Source organism: Actinoplanes sp. NPDC026619, from assembly GCF_040638295.1.
Classification (GTDB): domain Bacteria; phylum Actinomycetota; class Actinomycetes; order Mycobacteriales; family Micromonosporaceae; genus Actinoplanes.
In genome coordinates this window covers 193,144-219,101 of the sequence record NZ_JBEZYA010000002.1, presented here as the reverse complement: position 1 = coordinate 219,101, position 25,958 = coordinate 193,144, and the positions used below count along the sequence as shown (strand labels likewise).

The 25,958-nt window shown below is 71.0% G+C and carries 13 protein-coding genes; 5 read left to right on the top strand and 8 right to left on the bottom strand.

Features of this window, described 5'->3' with window-relative positions; all coding sequences use genetic code 11:
• Positions 1 to 61 precede the first annotated feature (61 nt).
• The 3 genes from AB0E90_RS06140 to AB0E90_RS06130 all read left to right on the top strand — a co-directional run bounded on the left by AB0E90_RS06140 (position 62) and on the right by AB0E90_RS06130 (position 10,811).
• Positions 62 to 2,587: a TIR-like protein FxsC gene (locus AB0E90_RS06140; protein ID WP_360400027.1), complete on the top strand. Its 2,526-nt coding sequence runs from the start codon at positions 62 to 64 to the stop codon at positions 2,585 to 2,587.
• A 159-nt stretch (positions 2,588 to 2,746) separates the two neighbouring features.
• On the top strand, positions 2,747 to 3,361 hold the full coding sequence (locus tag AB0E90_RS06135; protein WP_360400024.1) for a hypothetical protein: 615 nt from the start codon (positions 2,747 to 2,749) through the stop codon (positions 3,359 to 3,361).
• Between the two features lie 64 nt (positions 3,362 to 3,425).
• Positions 3,426 to 10,811: a CHAT domain-containing protein gene (locus AB0E90_RS06130; RefSeq protein WP_360400021.1), complete on the top strand. Its 7,386-nt coding sequence runs from the start codon at positions 3,426 to 3,428 to the stop codon at positions 10,809 to 10,811.
• Positions 10,812 to 10,813: 2 nt separating this feature from the next.
• On the opposite strand, the gene AB0E90_RS06125 is transcribed toward AB0E90_RS06130, so the two are convergent.
• Positions 10,814 to 11,275 carry a response regulator gene (locus AB0E90_RS06125; protein ID WP_360400018.1) on the bottom strand — a complete coding sequence of 154 codons (462 nt, stop codon included), beginning with the start codon at positions 11,273 to 11,275 and terminating at the stop codon, positions 10,814 to 10,816.
• 79 nt (positions 11,276 to 11,354) lie between these two features.
• On the opposite strand from AB0E90_RS06125, the gene AB0E90_RS06120 reads away from it, so the two are divergent.
• Together AB0E90_RS06120 and AB0E90_RS06115 are read left to right on the top strand one after the other, a co-directional pair.
• Positions 11,355 to 13,562 carry an ATP-binding protein gene (locus tag AB0E90_RS06120; RefSeq protein WP_360400015.1) on the top strand — a complete coding sequence of 736 codons (2,208 nt, stop codon included), beginning with the start codon at positions 11,355 to 11,357 and terminating at the stop codon, positions 13,560 to 13,562.
• A 49-nt stretch (positions 13,563 to 13,611) separates the two neighbouring features.
• A complete protein-coding gene (locus AB0E90_RS06115) occupies positions 13,612 to 13,899 on the top strand; it encodes a hypothetical protein (protein WP_360400012.1) in 288 nt (95 codons plus the stop codon).
• A gap of 11 nt (positions 13,900 to 13,910) precedes the next feature.
• Here the strand turns inward: AB0E90_RS06115 and AB0E90_RS06110 are convergent, their stop codons facing one another.
• The 7 genes from AB0E90_RS06110 to AB0E90_RS06080 form a co-directional block, all read right to left on the bottom strand.
• A complete protein-coding gene (locus AB0E90_RS06110) occupies positions 13,911 to 16,457 on the bottom strand; it encodes a tetratricopeptide repeat protein (protein ID WP_360400009.1) in 2,547 nt (848 codons plus the stop codon).
• A 644-nt stretch (positions 16,458 to 17,101) separates the two neighbouring features.
• The gene (locus AB0E90_RS06105; protein ID WP_360400006.1) at positions 17,102 to 19,483 is read right to left on the bottom strand and encodes an SAV_2336 N-terminal domain-related protein; all 2,382 of its coding nucleotides are present in this window, start codon (positions 19,481 to 19,483) and stop codon (positions 17,102 to 17,104) included.
• On the bottom strand, positions 19,476 to 20,393 hold the full coding sequence (locus AB0E90_RS06100; RefSeq protein WP_360401326.1) for an AAA family ATPase: 918 nt from the start codon (positions 20,391 to 20,393) through the stop codon (positions 19,476 to 19,478). Before AB0E90_RS06100 ends, AB0E90_RS06105 begins: the two co-directional genes overlap by 8 nt.
• 11 nt (positions 20,394 to 20,404) lie before the next feature.
• Positions 20,405 to 22,306: a hypothetical protein gene (locus AB0E90_RS06095; protein ID WP_360400003.1), complete on the bottom strand. Its 1,902-nt coding sequence runs from the start codon at positions 22,304 to 22,306 to the stop codon at positions 20,405 to 20,407.
• Positions 22,307 to 22,350: 44 nt separating this feature from the next.
• Positions 22,351 to 23,235: a hypothetical protein gene (locus AB0E90_RS06090; protein ID WP_360400000.1), complete on the bottom strand. Its 885-nt coding sequence runs from the start codon at positions 23,233 to 23,235 to the stop codon at positions 22,351 to 22,353.
• A gap of 243 nt (positions 23,236 to 23,478) precedes the next feature.
• Entirely contained in the window at positions 23,479 to 24,012 is a 534-nt protein-coding gene (locus AB0E90_RS06085) for a GNAT family N-acetyltransferase (RefSeq protein ID WP_360399997.1), read from the bottom strand.
• A gap of 18 nt (positions 24,013 to 24,030) precedes the next feature.
• Complete coding sequence (locus AB0E90_RS06080) at positions 24,031 to 25,887, bottom strand: right-handed parallel beta-helix repeat-containing protein (RefSeq protein WP_360401323.1); 1,857 nt, start codon at positions 25,885 to 25,887, stop codon at positions 24,031 to 24,033.
• Positions 25,888 to 25,958: the final 71 nt, after the last annotated feature.

The following is a 25,958-nucleotide window of genomic DNA, read 5'->3' as shown; positions in this document are numbered from 1 at the left end:
CATACAATCGCGACTACGCGACGCCGCCCGTCGTCGGGGTACGAGCCTTGCGGGAGAACGCTTGCTGTATTTCTTCGTCGGTTACGCCCGCGGAAGCGACGACATCTACGTGCGCAAGTTCTTCGACGATCTTTGTGTCGAGGTGCGCCTTCTGGCCGGCCTGCAGCCGGGGGAAGAGGTCGGCTTTCTCGACAGCGAGAGCATTGAGTCCGGTGACGTCTGGGCGGCAAAGTTGGTCGCGGCACTCTCCCGTTGCCGTACGTTCGTGCCGCTCTGTTCCTCGCGGTTCTTCCAAAGCGAACCGTGCGGCCGGCAGTGGGCGATCTTCGAGGAGCGGATCCGCCGCCATGAGCAGCTCCATCGGACCCGGCCGTCAGCGTTGATCCCGCTCCGATGGCTCCCGTCGAGGCCCGCGCCCGACTTCGTGTCGGGGCTGGGATACTTCGACGAGCCGCAGTTGGCCGGTCAGCGGGCCAACTCGGGCGTTCGTCAACTGATGAGGCTGGCCCGCAATCAAGACGAATACCTTGAGTTTATCTCCCGGCTGGCCGCCCGTATCGTCGACGCGGCGCATGACGACCCGCTGGAAGACGGCCCGACCGACCTCGACTGGCATCAGGTACCGAGCGCATTTCCTCTCCCCTCTCTTCCTCCAGATGTGGAGTTCCCCTATCCCCGTTCAGATTTGGACTCGTCCGCCAGGTTCTCAGTCGCGGAGAGCGCACCGGACGGCGAAGCTGAGGGAGATGGCACCCCGCCGCTGCCGTATATCCGGCGGGACACCGCGAGCGAGGAAGACCTCATCGGGATCAGCGACGACGTGCGTACTCTCGCGTCTCTCATCGCTGCCCAGGTCACCCAGCCGCCGCTGGCCGTCGCTCTGCTCGGCGAATGGGGTGCCGGCAAGTCGACGCTGATGACGCAGGTCCGGCGGCGAGTGCAGCGGCTGGCGGACTCGTCGCGGCGACGGCCGGAGGAGAGCTCGTTCGTCGCCAATGTCCGGCAGGTCACGTTCAACGCGTGGCACTACAGCGACGACCAGCTGTGGACCGGCCTGATCGCGCACCTGTTCGACACACTCGCCAAGCCTGACGAGTCGGTAGCCGCGCCCACCGATCCGGCGGCGATCCGCGAGGACGTCACGCGACTGCGGGAAGAACGCGCCAAGTGGAAGTCGGACAGTGAGCGGATCAGCAAACAACTGGCCGCCGACAAGGTCAAGGTGCGCTCGCCGATCGCCAGCGCCAAACTTCTGTTCGCCACGGCCGGCGAGTTGCTCCGGGAAGTACGCGAGAACTCCGGTCTGCTCCTGCTCTGGGCGGCCGCGGCCGTTCTCGCGTACGCAAGCTGGCTCTTTTATCGCAGTTATCTGACGGGAATCGTCGCCGCGGTGGCAACGGTGGTGCCGGCCCTGCTGCTGGTGTGGAAGCGGCTCCGCGCCTGGCACGCCAAGGGTATTGCGGTGACTGACCTGGCCCATCGGCGGCTCCAGAAACGCCTCGAGCATGCGCGGACGAAGGTCGACGAGGCGAACAGCCGGATCGCCGAGCTCGACGCCGCCGAGAGGTTGTCCCGGTTCCTCGACGAACGGCGCGGCGCCGACACGTATCAGCAGCGGCGTGGCCTGCTCGGACAGGTGCACGAGGATCTCGATCGGCTCAGCACGGCCCTCGCCGACGCCGGTTCGCAATGGCGATCGCACCCGAGCCCGGACGCACCGCCGCTCGAACGGATCGTGCTCTATATCGATGACCTCGACCGTTGCCCGCCACGGCGCGTGGTCGAGGTACTCGCTGCGGTGCACCTGATGTTGGCCCTGCCGCTTTTCGTGGTGGTCGTGGCGGTCGACTCGCGGTGGCTACTCAGCTCGCTCGGACACCACTACGGGGAAATGTTCACCTCGGACAGCGACCTCCCGCTAACGGCCACACCGATCGACTACCTCGACAAGATCTTTCAGATTCCGTACGCGGTTACGGCGATGGATGGCCCCGCAGCCTCCCGGTTCGTCACCGCATTGCTCAACGCTCCCGAGCCGTTGTTTGCGCGCCGCGCGATAAACGGCGACGAGGAGGAGGAAGAGGAGCTCGCCGACGCGAATCCGAAGGCGGGCCCGGTCAGGGACGCGGATCTGCCATCCCGTCCCACTTCGCCCGCGGCCACGGTTCCGATGGACAGGCCAGATCTCCGCCCGCCGGGCCTCGTGCTCGACCCCGAGGAAGCGGCGTTCCTGGCCGGGCTCGCCCCGCTGATCTCGACCCCGCGAGCGGCGAAGAAGGTGGTCAACCTCTATCGCCTGGTCCGAATCGGAATTCCGGGCGGAGAATTGTCTGCGTTCATCAGATCACGCACCTACCGTGTGGTGCAGTGCCTGCTGATCGTCATGGTCGCGTCTCCTGCCGAGTCAAGTGCCGTTTTCGAGAAGCTTCTGCGAGCCGACCCTTCGGCGAAGCCGGCCGACGTGCTGGACGGCGTTCTCCTGGCCACCATCCCCGAGGAAGAGATGCCCAGCATCGACGAATGGCAGGCGTGGTGCGGCAAGCTTGCGCGGTTCAGTTTTCATACGCGGCAGGGCAAGCTTGATTGAGTGCGTCCTCGACGCGGTGTTCTAAGGGCCGAATGGTGCTCGATCTAAGGGGTGCGGCACCACCCGGATAGTGATTACTCCCGATATGCCATCCGTCGGCGATCCGGCACGCTCGGTCGTGTCGCTGGAGACGCCAGCGCACTGTGGAGGGAGAACCTCATGTTTCGCACCGCTGTTCGCCGGGTGATGGTCGGGCTCGTCGCAAGCGCCGCGCTGGCGGTCACCGCAGCCGGCTCCGGCTCGGTCGCCTTCGCCGCGACGCCCGACCCCGGCCCCGGTCCGGTGGCGGCCGGCCAGGTCAGCAAGGCGGACGTGGCCAAGGAAGTCGCCCGGTTCCGGGCCCGGGGCGCCGCCCTCGCGGCCACCCCGCCCAGCAAGTGGGTGACCGACAACGGCCCGGACGACACCTGGAACGGTGGTTGTGTCGCGACCACGCACGCCGAATACTTCCCGGGCAACGACCAGGCCGTGATCAGCACGACCGTCACCAGCCCGTACTGGTTCGCCGCCTGCCGGGCCAACGCCCAGCTCTGGATCGAGACCAGCGCGGGGGCGTTCCCGAGCGGGACCAACTACGCCATGGGCTGTGCGGTCTTCGACCCGAGCTGCGCCTCGACCCAGACCGCTACGAACAACTTCTACAGCAGCACTCCGGCGCTGACCGGGTTCGTCGATGCGGTCAACGACGCGCTGGCCCAGATCGGGCTGCCGCGGTCGTACAGCCGGGCCGCGGCGGTGACCGCGGTGCGGGTCACGCACACCAACGCGAGCTGATTCCCCCCGGTGGCGCCGGGCCTCACGGCGCGGCGCCACCGGCATCCATCGACAGGAGCCACCGGTGTACGAGTTCCTCGAGCTGGATCCGGCCGGGCCGGTCGGCGCGGTCCATTGCGACGACCTCAGCCGGCCGGCGTGCAGCGCCTTCCAGATCACCCCCGACTTTCTCCTCACCTCCTGGGACGAGCTCGGCCGGTACGGGTCAGCCGAGTGGCGGGTGGCGGTCGTCTTCGACGGCTTCCACAGCACCGACGCCGAGCACGTCGATCACGACGCTGGGCTCGGCGTGGCGCTCTATCGGGTGACCACCCGGGCGCCGGCCGACGAGGCGACCATCCCGCTGACCCGCGTTCCGCTCGACGCCGGTCGCGAGGTCACTGTCTCTGGCTGGTGGCCGAAGATCGGTGAATGGTCGCGAGTTGCGACGCCCACCGCGAGCGGCGAACTGGCCGGCCCGGCGGTCCGGCGCCTGCCGAGCCGGGCGTACGCGGGTGCACCGGCACTGGTCGACACGCCCGACGGTCCGGCCGCGGCCGGGATCGTGCTCGCCGCCGGGAGCTTCGGCCGGAGCCTGCGGGTCACCCCGATCGACCGGGTGGTGCAACGGTGGCCGCTGCTCGCCGACCTGCTGCTGCCGCCGTGGCATCCGCTGGCGGGGGATCCGGCCGAGCCCGACGCGGCGGCGATTGCCGAGTTCGTCGCGGAGCACACGCGCGGCCCGTTCACCGGCCGCGAAGCCGAGCCGGCCGCCCTGTCCCGCTGGTGGGACGACCCGGACGCGCCACCGGTCGCGATCGTGACCGGATCGCCCGGTTCCGGAGCGAGCACCCTGCTCGCCCACTGGGCCGGCGAGCGCGCCCGGCAGGGTGGGGTGGCGTTCGTGCCGTGCGACCCGGCCTACGGCCTCGGCGCCGAGCAGCCGGCGATGACGGCGCTGCTGCGACGTATCGAGCGCCTGCGTGGCCGGGACACCCGCCCGGCCGAGCGGACCGAGGCCGCACGGCGGTTCGAGCTGATCAAGACACTGTCGACGCCCGCACCGGCCGGCGGCCGGTTGCTGGTGGTGGTCGACAACGACCCGCGGGCCGGCTTCGCGCTCGGCGCCCGCCACCTGCCGGAGCGATTCGGCGACGGCGTCCGGCTGCTGTTGTCCATGCCGTCACCGGCAGACCTGGGCCGGCCCGCCGTAGTCGTCGGGCTCGATCCGCCGGCTCATGCCGTCCCGGCGCAGCCGGCCGGTCCCCGCAGCGAGCTCGCGGCGGAACTGCTCGACCTGCTGGCGCTCCTTCCTGGCCCGGTCACCCCGGCCGAGCTGCGCACGCTGGCCGCCGGGATCGGCATCGCCGGCCCGGATGACGACTTCGACCGGGCGTTCGCGGAGCTGGCGCCGGTGCTCCGCCGGGGTGGCATGTCGGGTTCGGTGACGCCCGCCGGTCGTCGGACCAGCCATGAGGTTCTCCGCGAGCGGGTGCGGGAATGGGGTCTGGACGTGCTCGCCGATCTGCGGGCGGGCGTGCGCGCGCCCGCCGACACCCCGGCCGTCCTGGTCCGGCACCTCGGTGACCTGCTGGCGGCAGCTCCGGCCGGGCAGGCGCTGCCCGGTCTCTACCGCCTCGTGCACCCCGCGTGGCGCGAGGCCTGGGAAGCGGTGACGGACTCGCGCGACGGCTTCGGCCATGACGTCCGGCGGGCCGCCGAGGCCATCGGCGCGATCAACGTCGCCGCGGTCGAAGCCGGCCGCCCCGCGCCGTACCTCGCCGAGCAGGTGCACTGCTCGGTGAGCGAGGCGGACGCGGACGCCGGCCGCGACGGGCTCACCGCGCAACTGGCGGCCGCCCTGGTGCGCCGGGGCCGCTGGTCCGGGGCCCGGGCCCTCGCCTTCCTGGAGCAGCGCGCCTCGCTCGTGGACGGCCGGGCCGCCGCCGTCGGGGTGATCGCACCCGAGCTGGGCGTGGCGGAGATCGGCGCGGCCCGGCGCATCCTGCGCGACCTCACCACGGCCTACGTGCCCGAGCTGGCCGAGGCCACCGCGGGCTGGTGCCGGCTGCTGCACCGCCACGGGCGGACCCTCGAAGCGGTGGCCGAGGCGGGCTGGCTGCCCGAAGACCATCAACGACATGCTTATGTACGGGCGTACGCGCTGGCCACCCTGGTGCCCGAGCTGCCGGAACCGTCGGCGGCCGCGGCCCTGCTCGAGACGTTACGGCTGCTGAAGTCGCCCGGCATGACGGACGGCACTGCCGTGGCGCGGCATCTCACCACCGTGGTGTCCCGGGAGCTGGCCGCCCGGCTGCTCACCGCCGAGGACCGCGGAATACCCGACGGCGAGCTGCTGGCGGCCATCGATCCGAGTGACGACCTGAGCCGGTACCCCGACCTGCACGCGCACGTGATGGCCGCGGCGGCGCCCTGGTTCGGTGACGACAACCGCTGGGCGTGGACGCAGTACTACCTGGACGATCCGTCCGAGGTGTACGGCCGCGAGGAGCACCTGCCCGCCGTGGTCGGCGCGACGGCGAAGCAGCATGCGATCCCGTTGCTCGCCCTGGTGCGGAAGCACATGAGGGGCCCGGCCCGGCTGTACTGCCTGGCCCAGCTGCTGCCGGTGCTCGACGGCCCGTACCGCGAATCGGTGCTCACCGAGATGCGCGACCGGGCCGGCGAGATCCGCGGCTTGCAGGGCTGGGGCGCCCAGGACTTCCTCGCTCCGGGGTACCGCGATGCCGGCCTGATCGACGACGGGCTCGATCTCATCGGCCGGCCCGGCGTCGAGGACCGGGACCGGTGGCTGACCGGGCTCGCCCCGGGCATGTCGGTGGCTCAGGCCGAACGTGCCCTGGAGGTCGCCGACCTCGGCGAGACCGATGCCGCCGTCGCCCTGGCCCGGCGGGGCCCGCTGGCCCGGCTCGCGGACCTCGACCCGGACCGGGCGCTCGCCCTCCTGCGGCGCGACCCGGTCACACCGGAACTGCGCGCCGCCGCGCAGATCGTGCTCTCCGACGACATCGACCGCCCCGAGCCGCCGTTGGCGACCCCGGCGCCGGACGTGGGCCTCGGCCGGGTGACCGACGACGGACTGCGCCTGGCCGCCGTGGTCGGTGCGGCGGCGCTGCGACCGGAGACCACCAGCGAGCTCGCCGCCGCGGTCACCAGCTTCGACGACAGGTGGATGCTCAGCGAGTACCTGTGCGCCGTCGTGCCGCTGCTGCCCGGCCGGTCGACGGCGAAAGGCGTGGTCGACCTCATGGCGGAGTTGCTCTCCTCCGTCGGCCAGGGCCGTCCGCACGTGGTGGCGGCCGCCCTCTACCGGCGGCGGGTGGCGCTGCACGGGGCGGGCGCGGTGCGCCAGGACGAGGATCCGGCCGAGCTGGCGGCGAATCCGCTGAAGGCCGTCGGCGTGGCCGGCGGCCTGGCCGGGGTGCCCGGCGAGGAGAACCGGCGATACCTGCGCGAGGTCGCCGCCCACTCGGCGGACGATCTGGTGGCCGCGGCGGTGCTGGCCGCCACGACCGGCACGGCCGGCCCCGAGGTGCTGGCCCGGGCGGCCGGCCAGGTGCACTGGCACGACCTGGGACCGGTGGTCCAGCAGCTGCTGCGGAACCTTGACCAGGCCGTACGCCCGGATGCGGTCCGTGCTCTTCTCGGTCCGGACTGGTCCGCCGGGATCACCGGGGGGCACGACGACCGGCTCGACCTCTGGGCCGAGCAGGCGGCCGGCATCGCGTTCGCCCTCGACCGGGAGCAACTGGCCGCGCTGGCGGCGAAGACCGGCGAGCTCTACTCGGGGACGATCCGCAACCAGGTGCGGGCGGGCCTGGCCGAGGGCTACGCGGTGGCCGGCGACGACGACGCGGCCTACCGCTACGTCGACGAGATCGGCTACGACCCGGCCCGCCTCGACGCCCTGCAACGGATCGGGGCCGCCGTGCCGGCGTCCCGGTTGCCGCGATGGTTCGCCGAGGCCGGCCTGCACTCCCTTTCGGACCGCGCGCGGCTCTGGGCCTCGGTGGCACACCGCTGGACCGAGCTGCCCGCCGCGGACCGGGCGGCGGTGGTCACCCGGCTGCTGGCTCGCCGGCACGCCGACCGGGCCGATCTCCTCGTCGACGTGATCGGCTGCGCGCCCGCGCTGCTGCGGCTCGGACCGCCCGGCGGCGTCGTCGCGATCCGCGAGACGCTCGGCCTCGGCTCGATCGGGGAGACCCGCGAACGGCTGGTGGCGGCGCTGAACGAACGCCTGGACGAATTCCAGCGCGACCTCGATCCGGCGGTGCTGTTCGACCGCGCGACGACCGAGATCGCCGACCGGTTGCGGGGCACTCTCGAGTTCGTCACCGTCGGCGTGCAGGTGAGCCGGATCGAGGAGGGTTTCCCGCTCGGGATCTTCTACTGGCAGCGTTACCAGGCGGCCGGCGGCGCCGACGACTATGAGGCGGCCCGGCAGTTCCTCGGCGCCCTCGCCCGACGGCTCCCCGAGCGGGTGCCGGCCGAGGTCCGCGCGGCGCTCGATCTTGACGGCGTGTTCATCGAGCCGAATGCGGCACTGGAATTGCTGATGACCGTGCGGGCGATCCGTGATGCCGGCCGGCTGGACGAGGCCATCACGGCGCTCCGGGAAGGAATGTCCGGTTTCGACGACATCGGTCGCGACTCGATGGCTCTGGTGATGGCGGAGATGCTGCGGGACCAGGGCAACCTGGTCGAGGCCGAGGCTCTTGTCCGAGGCGTGGTGACCGGCACGGATGCCGGCAGCGACCGGCACCGCCTCGCCCTGCGCGAGTTGGACCACGTCCTTGTTCTCCGCGAGGCAGCCGGCGAGTCGATCACGGCGCAGCTCGTCGACGCCCGCCGTCAGCTCGCGGCCGTGCTGCCGCCCGGTCCGGACCGGGCCGAGGTCCTGCTCAACATCGGCGCGGCACTCCGGGAACCCGGCCGGCCCCAGCCGATCGAGCTCCTGACCGAGATCGCCGACGTTCTCCGCGACGCCGTCCGCGAGGCCGGCGACGACCACCCGCACCTCGCCGGGTTCGCGAACAACCTGGCCGAGGTACTGATCCAGACGTATCAAGTGCGGGGCGCCGCCCGGGCCGCGCTGGACGAGGCGATCGACCTGCTCCGCGGCGCCGAGCAGCGGATCGCTCCGGACGCGCCGTACCGGGTGGGCCTGCTCGTCAATCTCGGCAACGCCCTGCGGATGCGCGACGGGCGGGCCGATCTGGCCGCGGCCAACGGCGTGGCCCGGGAAGCGGTCGAACTCTCCGACGCCGACTCCCGGGACGGCCGCAACGCCCGGCGGTTGCTGTTCCGGCTCCTCCTCGATCAGTACGGGAAGACGCGGGATGCCGGCCTCGTCGAGGAGATGTCCGCCGTGCTCGCCCAGGAGGTCGAGGACCAGGCGGAGCCGGACCTCGCCGACTACTACGGCCGCGCCGCCGACCTGTGGCAGGAGTTGTTCGACGCCGACGGCGGGCTGGGGCAGTGTCTGCACTTCGGGGTCTCCCGGGGCGGGCACGGCCGCCCGGACTTCCTGGCCCAGGCGATCGCGGCGATCGGCCAGGCGCTGGACCGGACCGCGGTGGACGACCTCATCGAGCGCAGCCTGCGACTCACCCAGCAGAACCGGCTGTTGCGCAACCGATTCCAGATCACCGGCGACACCGAATCCCTGGGCGAGGCGGTCCGCGCCGGGGAGGAGGCGCTGCGAGCCGCGCCGGACGAGATGCGACAGGCCACCGCCCGGCTCTCCCTCGGCGACACTCTCGCCACCCGCTACTACGCCGAGCGCCGGCCGGCTGATCTGATCGCCGCCGTGACGATCTTCGGCGAGCTGATGGACTCGCCGGTGCTGTCGGTGTTCCTCCGCCTCGGGGTGGCCGGCCGGTTCGGTGGCCTCGCCCACCTCGCCGGCGACCCCGCCGCGGGGCTACGCGGTTACGAGCTCGCGGTCGGCCTCGTGCCCCAGCTGGTGTGGCGCGGCCTGGACGCGGCCGACCGGACGGCGATCGTCGCCAACCTGGGCGGCCTCTCGAGCGGGGCGGCCGCCTGCGCGATCGCCGCCGGCCGGCCGGACCGGGCTCTGGAGCTGCTGGAACAGGGCCGCGCGGTGCTCTGGGGCCAGCGCCGGGAACTGCGCGCCGACATCTCGGCGCTGGCCGCCGGACACCCCGCGGAGGCGGCCCGGCTGGCCGAGCTCAGCGACACGCTGGATCGAAGCGCCGACAACGACACCGAGATCATCGCGTACGGGTCGATCGTCACCGCCGCCGATCCGGCCGACCGGATCCGGCTCGCGCACCAGTGGGACGAAGCGGTGGAGGCGGTGCGGTCGCTGCCCGGCCTGGCCGGGTTCCTGCGCCCGCAACCGGCGTCGGAGCTGCGCACGGCCGCGGCCGGCGGCGCCGTCGTGGTGGTCAACGTGGACAGCGACCGCTGCGACGCGCTGCTGGTGGCCGAAGGCGGCGTCGAATCCGTACCGCTGCCGGACCTGACCATCGCCGCCCTGATGGACCACGTCAATGCCCTGCACGTGCCGTCGGCGGGCGGCCGGGACGGCGGGTGGCGCGACCTGGAGCCGGTGCGTGACGGGCCGGCCCTCGACGACACCCTGGCCTGGCTCTGGACCGCCGTGGCCGAGCCGGTCCTCGACGCGCTCGGCCACACCGCCCCGCCGGCTCCGGGCGAGCCGTGGCCCCGGGTGTGGTGGTGCCCCACCCGATGGCTGTCGTTCCTGCCGCTGCACGCCGCGGGCCGGCCCGGCCACCGCGCGGACACCGTCCTCGACCGGGTCGTCTCGTCGTACGCGCCGAGCCTGGGAGCCCTGCTCGCGTCGCGCCGCCGGCCCCCGGCGAGCAGTCTGACCGCACCCGTCCTGATCGCCATGCCGGAGACGCCGGGCGCGACCGGACTGGCCGGCGTGGACCGTGAGATCGCCGTACTCACCGAAATGTTTCCGCAGGTCCGGCGGTTCCGCGGCGCCGAGGCGACCCGGGCCGCCGTGCTCGATGCCCTGCCCGGCGCGCCGTGGCTGCACCTCGCCTGCCACGGCGCCCAGGACCTGACGTCACCGACCGAGGGGCGGATCCTGCTGCACGACGGCAACCTGCGGCTGCGCGACCTGAGCGCGTTGCGCCTGCCCGGGGCCGAGCTCGCCTTCGCCTCCGCGTGCCACACCTCGCGCGGCGGGCTGAGCGTCCCCGACGAGGGGCTGACCGTCGCGGCCGCCCTGCAGCTCGCCGGCTTTCGGCACGTGATCGGCACGCTGTGGGCGATCGCCGACAGCGAGGCCCCGACCCTGGCCCGCGACGTGTACGCGAGCCTCCGCACGCCGTCCGGCGGAATCGGGACCACGGACACGGCGCAGGCCCTGCACGAGGCCGTGCGCGGCCTGCGGGAGCGGTTCCCGCGGCAGCCGGTGATCTGGTCGCCGTATGTCCATATCGGACCGTGACCTCACCGGGGGGCGGGCCCGCAGCCCAGCGTGAGGGTCGGGGTGAGCGACGCTGCCGGCAGTGGGACGCTGTCCTGCCGCCGCCAGCGCTGCTGGCGCACCGGACTGAGCAACGCGATGACCCGGCGGTTCAGGTCGGCCGGGTCGAACGGCTTGATGATGTAGTCGTCGGCGCCGCAGTCGAAGCCGGAGGCCCGGTCGGCATGCTGGCCGCGAGCAGTCAGCAGGATCACCGGGATGCCGTCGGTAAGGTCGTCGGCGCGCAGCATCGAACACAGGTCGAGCCCGGACGGGCCGGGCATCATGATGTCCAGCACGACGCAGTCGGGCAGAACCGTGGCGATCGAGTTCAGCGCTTCCGTGCCGCTGGTCGCGGTGCGGCTGTCGATGCCGGCCACCGCGAGCGTCGCGGCGATCAGGCCGAGGACGGCCTCATCGTCATCCACGATCAGAACCATCGCCATGCCGGCCTCCCGATTTGCGTATATTCTACATTTAACTCCTTTTCGTGCGTAGCGTTTCGGTCATGGAATCTGCGCGCCGGTGCTGAATCCGCTGCGGATGCGGTCGGCTCTGGTGCTGGCGGGCGTCGTCGCGGCGGTTGTCGGCGTCGCTGCCTCAACTGTCGCCGGCGTCGCTCACGCGGCCCAGGCCAGGGCCGCCCGGCGGCAGCTCGACAACCGGGCCGCATTGGTCGGCGCGGCCGCGGAAAGGCAGCTGGACCGCTACGTCGATGCCCTGGAGCTGGTCGCGGGCGGTGTCGCGGCAGCCCAGCCGTTGACCGCCGACGCTTTCACCCGGATCACGGCGCCGCTGCGGGGACTGGGGCTGAGCGGCGTCCCGTCGATCGCTTTCGTCGTGCCGGCTAGCGACGACCAGATCGCCGCCACCCAGGCGCTGTGGCGGTCACGCGGATCGAGCGAGCTGAGCCTCGCGCCGAATCGCGACGTGACCCACCACCTCTTCGCCGTGCTGAACCGGACGATCGACGGGTCGGCCGCGCCCCGGGTCGGAACCGACTCGACCCGCGCACCGGTCGCCGCGGAGGCGATGCGCCAGGCCAGAGCCTCCGGCCGGACCACCGTGTCGGACCCGTACCAGCTGTTGCGCGACCAGGTGCTGCCGCCACTTCGGCGTCAGCTCTCCGTCGTCCTCGCGGCGCCGGTCGACGGTGGTCGCGACCTGCGGTTCCAGGGCTGGGTGGTGATCAGCCTCCGGGGCCAGGATTTCATCACGGCCACCCTGCAGAAGTTCGCGCAGGACCTCGTCGACGTGACGTTGTGGGTGCGCACCGCCGACCGGCGCGCGGTGACGGTGGCCGCCCTCCGCGATGCCGACACGAACCGGCGCGATCTGCACCGCACCCTCGACCTCACGGTTGCGCAGGCGCGCTGGACGATCCAGATCGATGCCTCGGCGGCGCGGCTTCCCGGGGCGCACAGCGCTCTGCCGATGACCACCGGGATCGTCGGCGTGCTGATCGCCCTGCTGGCCGCCGTTCTCCTCACCGGACGAGCCCGGGCCGACCACCGGGTCCGGGCCGCCACCTCGGAACTGCTGCGCAGCGCCGCGCATCTGAACACCGAGCTCAGCGCACGGTACGCCGCCGAGGCGCTGCTGCGGACCACGCACGACGACCTCGCCGCGGAGCGCACCCGCCTGGCACAGGTCCTCGACGCCCTCGAAGTCAGCGTCCTCACCTGCGACCGCGAGGGAACGATCACCCACCTGAACCGGACCGCACGCGACCATCTGGCCGTCGTGGCGGGCAGCTCGACGATCGCCGAGCACAGCGGATGCCTGCGGGCCAGCACTCCCGATGGCCGAGCCCTGGCGGCATCGGAGCTGCCGCTTCAGCGCTCGCTGAACGGTGAGATCGTCGACGGCCTGGAGATTACCGTCGTCCTGCCGGACGGCGACCGGCGAATCCTGCAGGTGCACAGCCGCCCGCTGCACGACCCGAGCGGCCGCACCATCGGGGCGGTGGCGTCGTCGTACGACATCACCGCTCTGCGCGAGCATCAGGCTGAGCTGACCGCTTTCGCGGGCGTGGTGGCACACGATCTCAAGGCGCCCCTGACCGCGGTAACCGGATTCACCCATCTCGCCGTGTCCGCGCTCACCGCCGGCGCATCGCCGGAAACGCCCACGGCCCACCTGCGCGAGGTGCTCCGTGCGACGCAGCGAATGGATCGCCTCATCGAGGAACTGCTGCGGTACGCGGCCGCTCGTGACGCCCACCTGGAATGGGCCGACATCGACCTCCGCGCCCTGGTGGACCAGGTCGTCGCCGACCGGCTGATCGAATACGCCGTGCAGCCCGGCGCTCCCGCCCCGCACGTCTTCGTCGGCCCGCTGCCGACGATCCGGGCCGACGCGACGATGATGCGACAGCTGCTCGACAACCTGATCGGCAACAGCCTGAAATACGTGTTGCCGGGGCAGGCGGCCCGGCTCGACATCGCCGCGGAGACGTCCGGGACCGGCGAGCTGCGCCTCGTGGTCGCCGACCGTGGCATCGGCATCCCACCAGGTCAGCACGGGGCGGTCTTCGCAGGTTTCTTCCGGGCCGCCCCGAGCGGGCACTACGCCGGAACCGGCCTCGGCCTGTCGATCTGCCAGCGCATCGCCCAGCGCCATGGCGGCACCATCACCGCGGCGGACAACCCCGGCGGCGGAACCCGCATCACCGTCACCCTCCCCGCGGCAACCGGCCGGCCACCTCGCACGGCGGCGCAACAGCAAAGGTGACCGTGCGGTAGCGCGCCGTGGGAGCGCGGACGCGATAACCTTGCCGCATATGGCTACCTTTCGCAGCGCCTCAGTCCTCCTTTCCTCGGACGGCACCCGGACCCCCGGCACCGCCGCGCTCTTCGCCGAGCCTGCCCGCAAGGGTGGGCCCGCGCCGTGGGCCGGTGACTTCCGGCCCGCCAACAGCGCCGGCAACGGCCCCAAGAACGCAGTGGGCAAGACCTTCACGCTGGAGCTGCCCGACGGCAGCACCGGTAAGGTCGTGGTCCAGAGCCTCAAGAGCGGCAAGGGCGGCGTCGTGTTCGCGCTGATGGGCGAGGACGCACCTCCCTTCTGATCCGCACCTGCTCAGGCCGCCTCCGGCGAGATCCGCCGGAGGGCGGCGCGCACCTCATCGGCCTCGGGGCCGCCCAGCTCGATGTATAGGGTCAGGGCCTCCTGGTAATGCTTCTGCGCCCGGGCCAGATCGCCGAGCTCGTGGTGGGCGCGGCCGAGGCCGGCCTGCGCGCGCGCCTGGGCGTCCCGGACGCCGATCTCGGCGGCCAGCTCGAGGGCGGCGGTGTGGTGCACGAGGGCCTCGGCGGCGGGTGCGGCCTCACCGAGGCCGTTGAGCACCCAGGCCTCGCTGACGTGGTCCTCGGACTCGCGGAAGATGACCAGCGCCCGCCGGTAATACGCGGTGGCACGTTCCGGCTCGCCCATCCGGTGGACGAGCGCGCCGAGACTGTCCAGCACGCTGGCCTCGGCGTTGCGGTTGGCGAGCTGCCCGAGCAGTGTCATCGACTGCTGCAGGTGGTCCTGGGCCGACTCGTAGAGGCCGGCCTGCACCTCGATCTCGCCCAGGCCGTTCAGGGCGTACGCCTCACCCCGCCGGTTGCCGTCCGCCCGGGCCAGGGCGAGGGAGTCCTCGAGGTGGCCGATGGCCTCCGGGTAGTGGCCCTCGCGCCGCAGCAGGATGCCGAGCGAGAGCAGCACGCTGGCCTCGCCGGTCCGGTCGCCGGCCGCCCGGTAGAGCGCCAGCGCCGCCCGGGTGTGGTCGATGGCCTCGGGATAACGGCCGGTCCGGTCGGCGACAATCCCCAGGTTGTGCCGGGCGCGGGCCTGCCCGGCGCGGTTGCCGGTCTGCCGGAACAGGTCGTGGGCCTGCCGGAAGTTCGCGGTGGCCGTCTCCAGCGGGCCGATGTGCACCCGGACGTAGCCGAGATCCCGCAGCGCGTACGCCTGACCGTCGAGGTCGCCGGCGGCCCGGGCGGCGTCGTAGGCGTGGCCGTGCACGGCCAGCGCGTCGGGGTAGTAACCGCCCTCGAGGTAGTGGGACAGGATGCGGGCCAGCCGGGTGGTGTGCCCCGGCCAGCCGGCCGTCGCGGTGTGGGCGGCGACCGCGATCAGGGTGTGCCGTTCGTCGTCCAGCCAGGTCACGGCCGCGTCCGGCCCGGTCAGGTCGGGCGCCGCGGTGCCCGGCGGCGGGATCTGCGGGCGCCAGTGCGCGTTGGCCGGGAACTGGATGTCCACGGCGGTCGCGCTGGTGGCCAGGTAGTGGTCGAACAGGCGGGTCAGCGCGGCGCGCCGCTCGGACGGGCGGTCCTCGTCGTGGGCCCGGGTGGTGGCGTAGGCGCGGACCAGGTCGTGGAAGGTGTAGCGCCCGGTGCCGGCCGGCTGAAGCAGATGATCGCTGCGGAGCTGGTTCAGCCAGGACCGTGCGGTCTCCACCTCGACGCCGGCGAGCGCGGCCGCAGCGTACACCTCGAAGTCTTGTCCGGGGTGTAGTGCCAGCAGGCGCAGAATGCGCTGGTGGCCGGCCGGAAGATGCCGGTAGGAGAGGGTGAGGGCGAGTTCGACGCCGGTGTCCAGGCGCAGGCTGTGGTGACGTTCGTCGAGGCGGTCGGCGTGGTCAGTCAGGGTCCAGCCCGGTGTGTTGCGGATGTGCCCGGCGATCAGGGTCAGCGCCAGCGGAAGGTAGCCGCAGCGCGCGGCGATCCGGGCCGGCGCGTCCGGCGACGGGCCGGCCGGCACGTCCGGCACGGCGCCGGTCAGGAAAGCCACCGCCTCGGCCGGCGTGAAGACGTCGACGGTGAGGCGGGCCGCGCCGAGATCGGTGAGGCTGCGCCGGCTGGTCACCAGGGCGAGCGAGCCGGGCGTGCCGGGCAGCAGCGGCCGGACCTGCTCGGCGGTGGCCGCGTTGTCCAGCACGACCAGGGCGCGGACGCCGGCGAGCCGGGCCCGGTAGGCCGTGGACCGGGCGTCCAGGCCGTGCGGAATCTGATGCCCTGGCACGCCGAGCCGGCGCAGGAAACCGTCCAGGACGGCCGCCGGGTCGGCCGGTGGCTGCGCCGGGTCCGGGTGGAAGCCGCGCAGGTTGACGAACAGCACCCGGTCGAACTCGTGCGCCAGCTGGTGCCCGGCGTGCACGGCGAGCTGGGTCTTGCCCACCCCGGCCATGCCCTCGATCGCCGAGATCACCACCGCCCGCCCGGCCGCGGCGGCGCGGCGCAACTCGGCCAGCTCGCCGAGCCGGCCGGTGAACTCGGCCAGGTCGGGCGGCAGCTTGTCCTCCACCCGCACCTGGGCGAAGGCCTCGGACTCGCCGGCCACCACACGCAGCGCCTGCCGCCACTGCGCCACGTAGCCGGCGTCCGGGTGCAGGGCCTCGACCACCGCGAGGACGAGCTCGTTGTTCAGCCGGCGCCGCCCGGGCCGGAAGCAGTTCGCCACGGTGGACCGGATCGTCAGCTCGCTCGCCGGGCGCCCGGCGGCGCTCCAGGCCGCGTTCACCCGGATCTTGATCGTCTCGTACGACGGATCGCCGGCCCAGACCTTCAGCGACCGCAACCGGGTCACGAGGTCATCGAGAGAACCGGCCTCGCCCGGGTCCGGCAGCGCGACAAAGCGTTCCACTCCTGAAGAAGATAGCCCTACACCTCATCTGCTCCCGGCTCGCAACGGGCGACCGCCGCAAGCCGGCCGGTCACCCACCGATCAAGCAGGTCATGGGGGCACAACTGCGAGTGCGTCCGGCCCGGCTGCTCACCGCGTCGGTGTGGGGATCGGGCTGATCGACTCCCTGACCGTCGTGGCCGTCGCCTGCATGGCGCTGTGGTACCTGGAGATCGGCCCTCTCCTGCAGACCACCGCCGGCTTCGCCACGACGGCTCGGAGCAGCGCGAACGCTCGGAGCGCAGCCCGCTCAGCCGGCTGCCGTACGGGGCGCTCGCGCTCGCCTCCGGCCTGCTGGCCTACGCCGCCCGTGAGCAGTCACTCTTCCCGCCCGGCGGGATGATCATCGGAACGGTCGCGCTCACCGCACTGGTGATCGCCCGGCAGGTGTACGCCCAGCCAGACCACGCTGGTCGAGACGATCCGCGACATCCTGGCCGAGGCCGGCTTCCCCGCCGGCCGCCCGATGCTCGGCCCCGCCCTGGCCGAGTTTCTGGCGTCGCACCGCACCGCCGGAAAGCCGGTCTGACGGGTTGCCCACCGGTCGATCCGCAATGGCGGGGTAGTCGAGCCACCCGCGGCCGCCCACCCGCCGTCGATGATTGTCAGCGGCCGCGGCCGATCGCAACGATGACTTCGTTCTCGCCCGGCTCGGCGTCCGGGTCGCGTACCACCGTGATGTCCTCGATGAAGGAATCACGTAGCGCGTGGCGCACGTCGTCCACGTCCACCGAACAGGCAAAGAGCCTTCGTCCGCCCATCATGTAGGCCGGAGAATTCCGGTGGAAGGTGGCCGCGAACGGAGCCCGGTAACGGAGCGACCCGATGAACAGCCGGGTGGCACGCTCGAACTCGTCGCTTCGCGTCGTCGCCTGCTCGGCCACGAAGAACATGGTGCCGATGTCGTAGGTCATCGGCTGCATGGTGAATACGTTGCCCTTCCAGACCTCTGACCGTGATTCGAGTTGATCGAAGGGCTGGCGTATTCGCGCGTATTCGGTGCGGCCCTCGCTGATCGCCCGCCAGAACAAACCCCAGGAATCGGATGGTCTAGCCAACTGGTTGACCAGCCACTCCCGGTTGACGAACGATCGCTCCACCAGCGCGACCGAGCCGGCGAACGGCAGCATCAGGAGCGCCGGGTAAAGGTTCACGCCGTCACCGATCGAAACCGCCCTCTCCCGCCATCTCTGCGGGGCGACCCGGACGAAGTGGTCAGCGACGATCCGGATGACCTGCTCATCGATGCTGCGGATCCGGTCATAGCGCTCTCGTGACAGGGCAGACGGATCGTACCCGTCCCAACCCTCCAGCTCGATGTCGGCGATGGTCGGCCACGAAATGTCCGGAACTGCGTCCGGCGTGCCGGACGGGTGGCGACGAACAGGCCAGTCTTGCGGCGCAGCCCGGCTCGGCGGTGCGGGCGGCTCTTCGACGGCGTGCAGACTCGGCGGGGTTGGTGAGCCGGGTGATGAGCGCCGGCCCGGCGCAGGTCGCATCAGCGAAGGTGGCGGATCTGGCGGCGCGACGCGGCGATCCGGCGGATGCAGGCCGAGGATGTCGATCGCCTCCGGCGAGAGGACGCCGAATGCCATCGCGTCGGACGACAGGGTCGCGGAGCCGGCAGCCTCGGCGACCAACGCACGGAAACCGCGATCTGCCGGGTCGTTCTCGGAGACCAACTGGTACACCCGCAGCACGTCGTCGACCCGCAGGTCTCGCTGTATCGTCTCGCGGGCGTCACGGCGGAAGGTCAGCATCGGCGAGCTCGCATCGCCGTCTACGAGGAACAGTCCGCTCGCCATGACCTCGCCCAGGTCGCTCGCCGTGGCCTCAGGCACGGCCCGCGCTGCCACCACACTCAGGAGGCGCAGAGGCAGCCGCTCCCACATCGCCACGAGCACAGCCAGGCGTAGGGCGCCAGGCGATGCCATCCGCCGAAACGCGGTTACCAGCGCCTCCACGTCAGGTTGGGCGACCGCGTCCAGGTCAGCGGCAGAGCGCCCGGTGGCAGTGGTGAGGACCGCTTCGCAGCCCGATGGATCGTTGCGCATCAACGCCGCTGCGAGTCGGCCGAGTGAGTGCGGCGTCAGTCCCGCGACCGGAATCGGAATCCAGTCCTCGGACTCGGAGCCGGGCGGGCTGCAGAGCAGCGGCAGGCGGAAGCGCAGCGCGCGGTTGGAAGGTCCAGTCTGCTCGGCGAATACGCGTACCGCGGGAAGGTCGAGGCCGGCGTGGTCCCACATCCGCGCCGGCAGTAAGTTGATAAGCACCGTCGGCTGGCTTTCCGCGGACAACCGCAAGGCGCGCCACGGCGCTGAAGCCTGCCAGGGGCCGGCTGAACAGTCGCTGACCACGAATACCATCCGGCGGGGGCCGCCGGTCAGTTCGGGAATGACCTTGCCGCCCGGATCGAAGCTCATCCGTTTCACCACGCGGAAGGCCCCGGCGACCCGGAGTACGCGGATGAACTGTCCGATCACGGCTTCCCATACGGCCATTCCCGGCGCGTCGTCGACCAGGACGAATGCCTCGAACCAGTGTTCCGGCCGGGGCTGGAAGTGGGGAACGACCTGACCGGTTCGGGCGTACTGACGCACGGTGGCGTCCACGTCGAGTCGAGTGCGAGGACCGCCCGGCCACGGCCGGACGAACGGCCGCAGGCTGTGCGCGAGCCGGAGTGAGTGAGGCAGTGCCGGGGGCGGTTTGATCGTCACAGCTCGTGCGGGGCGGCCGGTGCGAGCGTCGGATACCGGCGCATACAGTGGCACAGACATCTGGATCGGTTCGGCCTTCGCCCGTTCCGGAGATCGCTCGGTCGCGGTGTTCGGTGCCACCGCGGGCTGGTCGGTCGCTCGCGGCGCACGGCCGGGGCCGGCCCGTGATCGCTGGTGGGTAGCGAGCCAGACGGCTTCCGCGACGCTGATTTCGTCGGCGAAAGGGTCGAGTTTGAGCACGGCCCGGGTCAGTGGCGTCAGGTCAAGCACGGGACAGCTCGCGGAGAACCAGCCGCCGTACCTGCTCGCGGGCCGCGCCCTGAGGCGCCCGCTCGCCGGCCAGCAGATGTATCGCGTTGAGCAGTTGGTCGACCGCGAGGCTCTCGCCGGACGAGACACGGCTGACGAACGAGTCGATCAGCGCAGCCACTGGCGGGTCGATCGGCGCTTGCGACCCGAGGTGCGCGGCGACGATCTCGGCGAGTGTGCCGGCGTTCGGCTCCGGCATCACGAATCGGATACACCGCCGCAGGAACGGCGCCGGGAAGTCGCGTTCGCCGTTGCTGGTCATCACGATGAACGGGAACTCCGTACATGCGATCCGCCCGTTGACGACAGTCTGCCGACGATCGCTGCCCCATTCTTGGATCGCCACCGCCTCCTCGGCGTGGCGAGCGAGTTCCGGGATCTCGAACTCGCCGCGCTCGAGGACGTCGAGCAGGTCACTGGGCAGGTCGAGGTCGCTCTTATCGATCTCGTCGATGAGCAACGCTCGTGGGCGGTTGGCCGGCGCGAGAGCCGTGCCGAGCGGTCCGAGTTGAATGAAGGGCGCGATGTCGGCGACCTCGGAGCCGGTTCCCGCGAGTTGCTGAGCGTGGATGCGGCCGAGGACGTCATACCGGTAAAGAGCCTCGGACAACGCGCTTCGAGAGGTGATGTGCCAACGCAGCGGTGCGCCGAGCGTGAGCTCTACAGCGACCGAGTCCACCAGGGAAGACTTTCCCGATCCGGGTGCTCCGGTGACCAATAGGGGGCGACGCAATGCCAGCGCTACGTTGACCGCATCGGCAAGTCCGTCCGGTGGCACGAAAACAGGGCCGTCGGTCTGCTGCGAGAAGACTCGCCAAGGCGGCGCGGGCGGCAGCTCCACCTCCCGTGGAACACCGTCACCTCGATACATGGACTCCCAAGTCATGCCGCTCCCTCTCGATCGGGGCGCCACTGCATCCGATGGCAGAAGTCGAGCCAGCTCGCGTCATCCCACACGGCTCGCAGATGTGCGATGTCGTCGCCGTGGCCAGGGTCACGCCACCGGCTGCGGTAGGCCTCCGTGAACCCGGCGGGCAGGCCGTGCCAGGCCTCCGTCAACCGGGCTCGCGGATCCCGGCTCGGGTCGACGTCGGCCGGCCAGATGACGATGGGGGTGTACGCGAGCAGGAGTGTGAGCACTGTCTCCGCATCGGCTGGGTGGCATCCCAGGGCGACCGCCGTTCGCAGCGCCCGGTTGCGTAGTTGTTCGTGGAGGATGGTGGAATCGTGCAGATCGACGGCGTTCAGCCAGCTGAATGGCGTGTCCGATGCCTTTTCGGTGCGCAGCCAGTCGCGCAGGGAACGGGTGAGTCGTCGTAGATGAGCGGATTGCTTGAGCCGATCACTCCAATGCAGGACGACGTCGTGGTCGAGACCCAGGCGAATGTCGGAACCGATTTCCTCCGGGCGCCAGCGCAGCAGTAGGCCGGCGGGCGCAGCCACCTCGATCCGGATCAGTTGCAGACCGTGCCGATCGGTGACGTCGTGCGCCTCATCCACAGCCTCGAAGACGGCCTTGGTCACACCATCCAGAGTCGGCGCGCACGAGATCAGCGCCTGGCTGAGTTCGTCCTCACCGAGCATCAGCCATGTGGAAATCGATTCTGGCCAATCACCGACCAGATTGCCGTGCAGGCTGATGATCAACCGAAGCCGCCAACTCGCGCGCCGGTCTAGCAGGTCCTTACGCACCTCGTTGGCCAGCGTGATCAGGTCGACATCGGCAATCCACAGCTGCAAGGCGTCGCTGTCGAGATCATGGTCGGCGTCGTACGCCAGCGTGAGCACGAAGCGCAGGATCTCGGACCGGCCGTCCTGACCGACGCGGGGATTCAGCACAAGGTAGGAGACCACCTCTGCTTCTGCGGCCAGTCCCGGCGCGAACAGGTCCGGAGGGAGGTTCGTGCGGGCAGCGCGACGCAGCGATTGTTCGGTGAGGCAGTCGCGCAGCGGGCGACGGCGTAGCAGGTCGACAGTGCGCAGGATCATGCGAAGTTCGTCGGCGTCCCTCTCCAGCATCCGGATTCCCTCCGCCGGCGCCGGCAGTGGGACGAGGTCGGGAAACGCCTCCCGCATGAGCAATCGATATCGGTCGTACCCACGCGACCCGAGCTTGCGTGCCGCATTGTTCACCCGTGCGTTGCGGCTGAGCCAAAGGCCGCCGGCTGAGCCTTGGTAGCGGCTGAACGTGACGTCGAGCAGGCCGGGCTTCTTCTGCAGCCGGTCAGCCAGCATGCCGACATCGAGGACGGCTGCGTCGTCCGCACCCCGCCGCAGCAGCGAGGTCAGTTCCCGGGTCATGCGCAGGTCGATGGCGGAACGGCCCACCCCGGAGGCCATCAGCAGGTCCAGACGAATGCGGCCCTGGCGGCTACCGCTGGTCAGCGCGGACGCGGGGACGACAGCGCCGGCCGCGCTGCAGGTGTCGACGATCGCGATCACCCCATCGACGCCGGCCCGGTCGGCTGCGGCGGCCAGCAGCGCCGGAACGTTGAACGCGCTGGTGGCCACCCCTTCCTTCGATTCTGCCGCCATGAAATGGAGGGTCGGGTCGTCGCCGGGCACGAACCCGTGACCGAGCAGCGCGAGGACGAGCGTGGCCGCGTTCTTCGCGGCAGTGTCGACGGCGAGCCGGACGGCCGACTCGACCTCCGCCACAGTGCAGTAGCCATTCAGCAGCGCGACGTCGTCGGGAAGTCCGGGCACGCAGCCACCACGCTCCGGATCGAGCAGGACTTGGCACAGTTCCTTGGCAGCCGGCCCGAGCTTCTTGAGCTCGCCCATCTGGGCGCACTGGGTCGCAACAACGAGCAGATGTCGCCGTGCACTCATCCGGGCGTTTCCCGGGCGGCGACCTCAGCCACGGGGCCGGCCAATTGTGCCTGGCACAGGTACTTGGTCGCGGTATGCGTCCAGAATCCGTCGGAATCGATCCGCACGCTACGCAGCCGTACGTTATCGGCGTTCGCCCTGATCTCGTTCTCGAGCCTCGGGCGGGCGACGATGATGTCGTCGCGATCCCAGCAGTTCAGCCACTGCTGCACCCCGGGCGGCGTGGCGGGAGGACGTGGCACGAGATGAGGCCACACGACGGTGCGCATCGCGAGCGGTGAGCCGAGCGTGACCAGCAGCGGGAGACGGCCCGGGTGTTCGTGCAACGCCTCCCACGCCACTACCGAACCTAACGAATGGGCGATCACCACGTCGGGTTCCCGGTCGAGGGCGTCGTGCAGTCTGCGGCGGATCCTCGTGTCCAGCTCGTCGCTGCGGCCGAGGTATCTCGCGACCTGGGCAAAGTCGCGGACAAGCAGCTTGCTTCCGGCCCACTGCCCGGCTCGCTGCAGCCCGGGCAGCGCCAGCAACGACGTGGTTGCATTGATCGCCCAGCGCACCGGTGCCAAGATGCCCTGCTCCTGACCGGTCGGCGTGAGGGTGGCGCGCGCATGCTGCAGGAGCTCCTGTTCCGCGGGTTCTGTGCATTCCTCCAGTTGCTCGTCGACGAAGCCGGTGATCAGACGAACCAGGAATTCAGCCTCGTCTTCGGTCAGATCGAGTCCCTGTCCCTGCGCCTGGTCCTCGACGAAGAGATCGGCGTAGTGGACGAAGTCCGTCGCCACCTCGCCGCTTTCTATCCGCGATGCGAAGAGCGCGTGGCCGGCCGCACGAGCGCCAGAGGCCAGCGCCGCTGTCCAATTCCTGATCTCGTCATCCACCTGACGGGGTGGACCAATTCCGTGGACGAATGCGATTCGCGTTTTGATGATCTCACCGGCCCGATGGCTGCCCTCTCGAAGAGCGCAATCGTGCCCGAGCCTGGATGCGCCGACAAGGGGCGGACTCGAATGGGGGAATCAATCGATCTCCAGGTGGTCAGCCGGTGGAGTAAGTCCGAATGAAGCGCCACGGGGCGGTGCCGATGAGCGCGTTCGTGGACGCTGCGAACGGGGCGTCCACCGTCAGAACACGTGGCCGAGCAGGTCGGTCTCGCCGGGCGGCCACGTCTTGTCGCCCACCGGGCGGACCATCAGCTCGTGCGGGGTCACTGACTCGGCCAGGCCGATCGTGTGGTGGTCGTTGATCTTGACCCAGGTCAGTGGGTTGTCGACGCGGGTGAAGCCGTGCCGGCGGTAGAGGGTGTCGTCGTCGGCGAACAGGATGACGAAGTCCATGCCGCAGGTGGTGGCGTAGCCGGTCAGCTCGGTCAGCAGCCGGCCGGCCACGCCCTGGCCGCGCTGGTCGTCGCGGACGCAGAGGTCGACCACGCCGAACGTGCGCAGGATCTGGTCGCCGACGCGGATCACGCGTAGCTCGACGCCGAGTTGCGCCTGCACGGTTTCGGCGGCTGTCACGACGTACCGGAAATGGGGTGGGATCTTGAAGTAGCTGCGCTCCGGATAACCGGGGAAGCAGGCGCCCAGCAGGCTTTGCAGTGAGCGGTGCAGCTCCGGGCCGATCTCGGCCTCGGGCCACCGGGTCAGCTCCGTTGTCACGCGACGACCTTAACCAGGTCAGCGGGCAGAGAGGGCGCCCGGGACCGCGACCAGGGCGTCGAACCATTTCTGGGCCATCTTGGCGTAGCCCTGGTCGTTGGGGTGCGTGCCGTCGTCGTAGTCGCCGGCGGCGACGGTGACCACCGGGTACATGTCGACCACGTGGATTCGCCGGCCCTTCGCTGCGCGCGCGTCGGCCACTCGTTGCACGGCCGCGTTGTAGTCCTTGATCTTCGCGATGATCGTCGCGTTCACCGGGCGATCGATGATCTTCGCGACGAACAGGTCGATGGCCGCGTCGATGCCGTGGATGCGGTCGAGCAGAACGCCCAGCTGCTGCTCCAGGGTGGCGACCGGGAGCGTCAGGTCGGAGACGTCGTTGGTGCCGATGTGCAGCAGGACCACGTGCGGCACGGTGGCCCGGAGCGCGGCTTCCACCCGTACGTCCAAGTCGGTGATCTTCTTGCCTTCGTAGCCCTGGTGATCGGGATCGGGGAGATCGCCCGCCCGGTTGTAGCGGGTGCCGACGAAGTCGACCGAGTAGTTCGCGCCGACCAGCAACTGCCGGAGAACCTTGCGGTAGGCGCCGGGCCTGGTCCGGTCCATGCCGTCGGTGATCGAGTCGCCCAGCGCCATGATCCGGCAGCCGGTCAGCACCGCGTTGTCCAGCAGCACCGCCTGCTCGGCCTGGTCCTGGATGCCGGACGGGTCGGCCGACCGCCAGCGGGTGCCGGCCACGGTGGCGTTGGTGGCCGCGGCCAGTGCGACGGCGTGCCGGCCGCCGTAGGCGAGGTTGTCGCGCAGGAACACCCGGTCGGAGCTGTTCACCGACACGCCGTCGGCGATCGCGCCCGGGTAGCCGGCGTCCCGCACGGTGTTGCCGGCCACCTGGATCATCGTCCCGGCGTCGAGGCGGATCGCGTCGCCCGCCGGGCGGTACACCCGGTTGTCCCGGATCTGGGAGCTGTCGACGCCGGTGAGCGCCACGCCGTTCGTGCCCTTGGCCAGGACGTCGATGCTGTTGCCCGCGATCAGCAGGCCGGCGATCTGGCCGGTGGACACGGCGCCCGCGATGCCCGCGACGGTCGGCTGGACGATCGTGTTGCCGGTGATCAGGACCCCGCGGACCGATCCGCCGGTGTCGGCGAGCCGCACCCCGTGCCGGACGTCCCGGAAGGTGTTGCCCCGGATGGTGAGGCCGGCCGAGGCGCCGGTGACGGTCACTCCGCTGCCGCCGCTGACCGTGTTGCCGGCGATCACCAGTGCCTCGCTCGCCTCGCTGACGATCGCGTCGCCGGAGCCGCCGGTGATGGTGTTGCCGGTGATCGATCCGCGCCGGCCGCCGCTGACTACGATGCCGGACGCATTGATGATCGTGTTGTCCCGGCAGCTGAGGGCGGTCGACCCCGGGCCGAATCGGAGCGCGCCGCCGTCCCGGATCTCGTTGCCGGCCACCGTCGCGAATCTCGCACCCTGGACGGCCACCGCGAACTCCCCGCAGCTCCGGAACGCGCAGCGGGACACGACGACGCGTTCGCCGCCCGCCTCCACCCGCACTCCCGTGCTTTCCAGACCATCAAAGGCACAGGATCGAATGCGAACACCGGCTCCGCGTACGACGATGCCGGTGCCGCCCTGCACGACCAGCCCCTCGATCGTGTGGCCGCTGGTGACCAGGTCGAGCACGGTCAGCCCGGCGGCTCCGGCCCGGATCGTCGCGCCCCGGCCGGTGACCAGCCGGGCGGCGGCCTGGTCCAGGGTCAGCACTCCGGTGATCAGGTAGGTCTTCGCCGGGCCGCCGAGGTCGACCACCCGGTGCGTCGCCAGCGCCTCCCGCAACGCCTCGGTGTCGTCCGTGACCCCGTCACCGATCATGTCCACTGTGGATCTCCGCCCCCGTAGCGTTTCGTGCGCGTGCAGCCTACGACGGCGTGGACGGTCCGTGT

Excerpts from the sequence above, each read along its gene's own strand:
- AB0E90_RS06135 (WP_360400024.1), top strand. The coding sequence starts at position 2,747 with ATGTTTCGCACCGCTGTTCGCCGGGTGATGGTCGGGCTCGTCGCAAGC.
- AB0E90_RS06125 (WP_360400018.1), bottom strand. The coding sequence starts at position 11,275 with ATGGCGATGGTTCTGATCGTGGATGACGATGAGGCCGTCCTCGGCCTG.
- AB0E90_RS06115 (WP_360400012.1), top strand. The coding sequence starts at position 13,612 with ATGGCTACCTTTCGCAGCGCCTCAGTCCTCCTTTCCTCGGACGGCACC.
- AB0E90_RS06100 (WP_360401326.1), bottom strand. The coding sequence starts at position 20,393 with ATGTATCGAGGTGACGGTGTTCCACGGGAGGTGGAGCTGCCGCCCGCG.
- AB0E90_RS06095 (WP_360400003.1), bottom strand. The coding sequence starts at position 22,306 with ATGGGCGAGCTCAAGAAGCTCGGGCCGGCTGCCAAGGAACTGTGCCAA.
- AB0E90_RS06080 (WP_360401323.1), bottom strand. The coding sequence starts at position 25,887 with ATGATCGGTGACGGGGTCACGGACGACACCGAGGCGTTGCGGGAGGCG.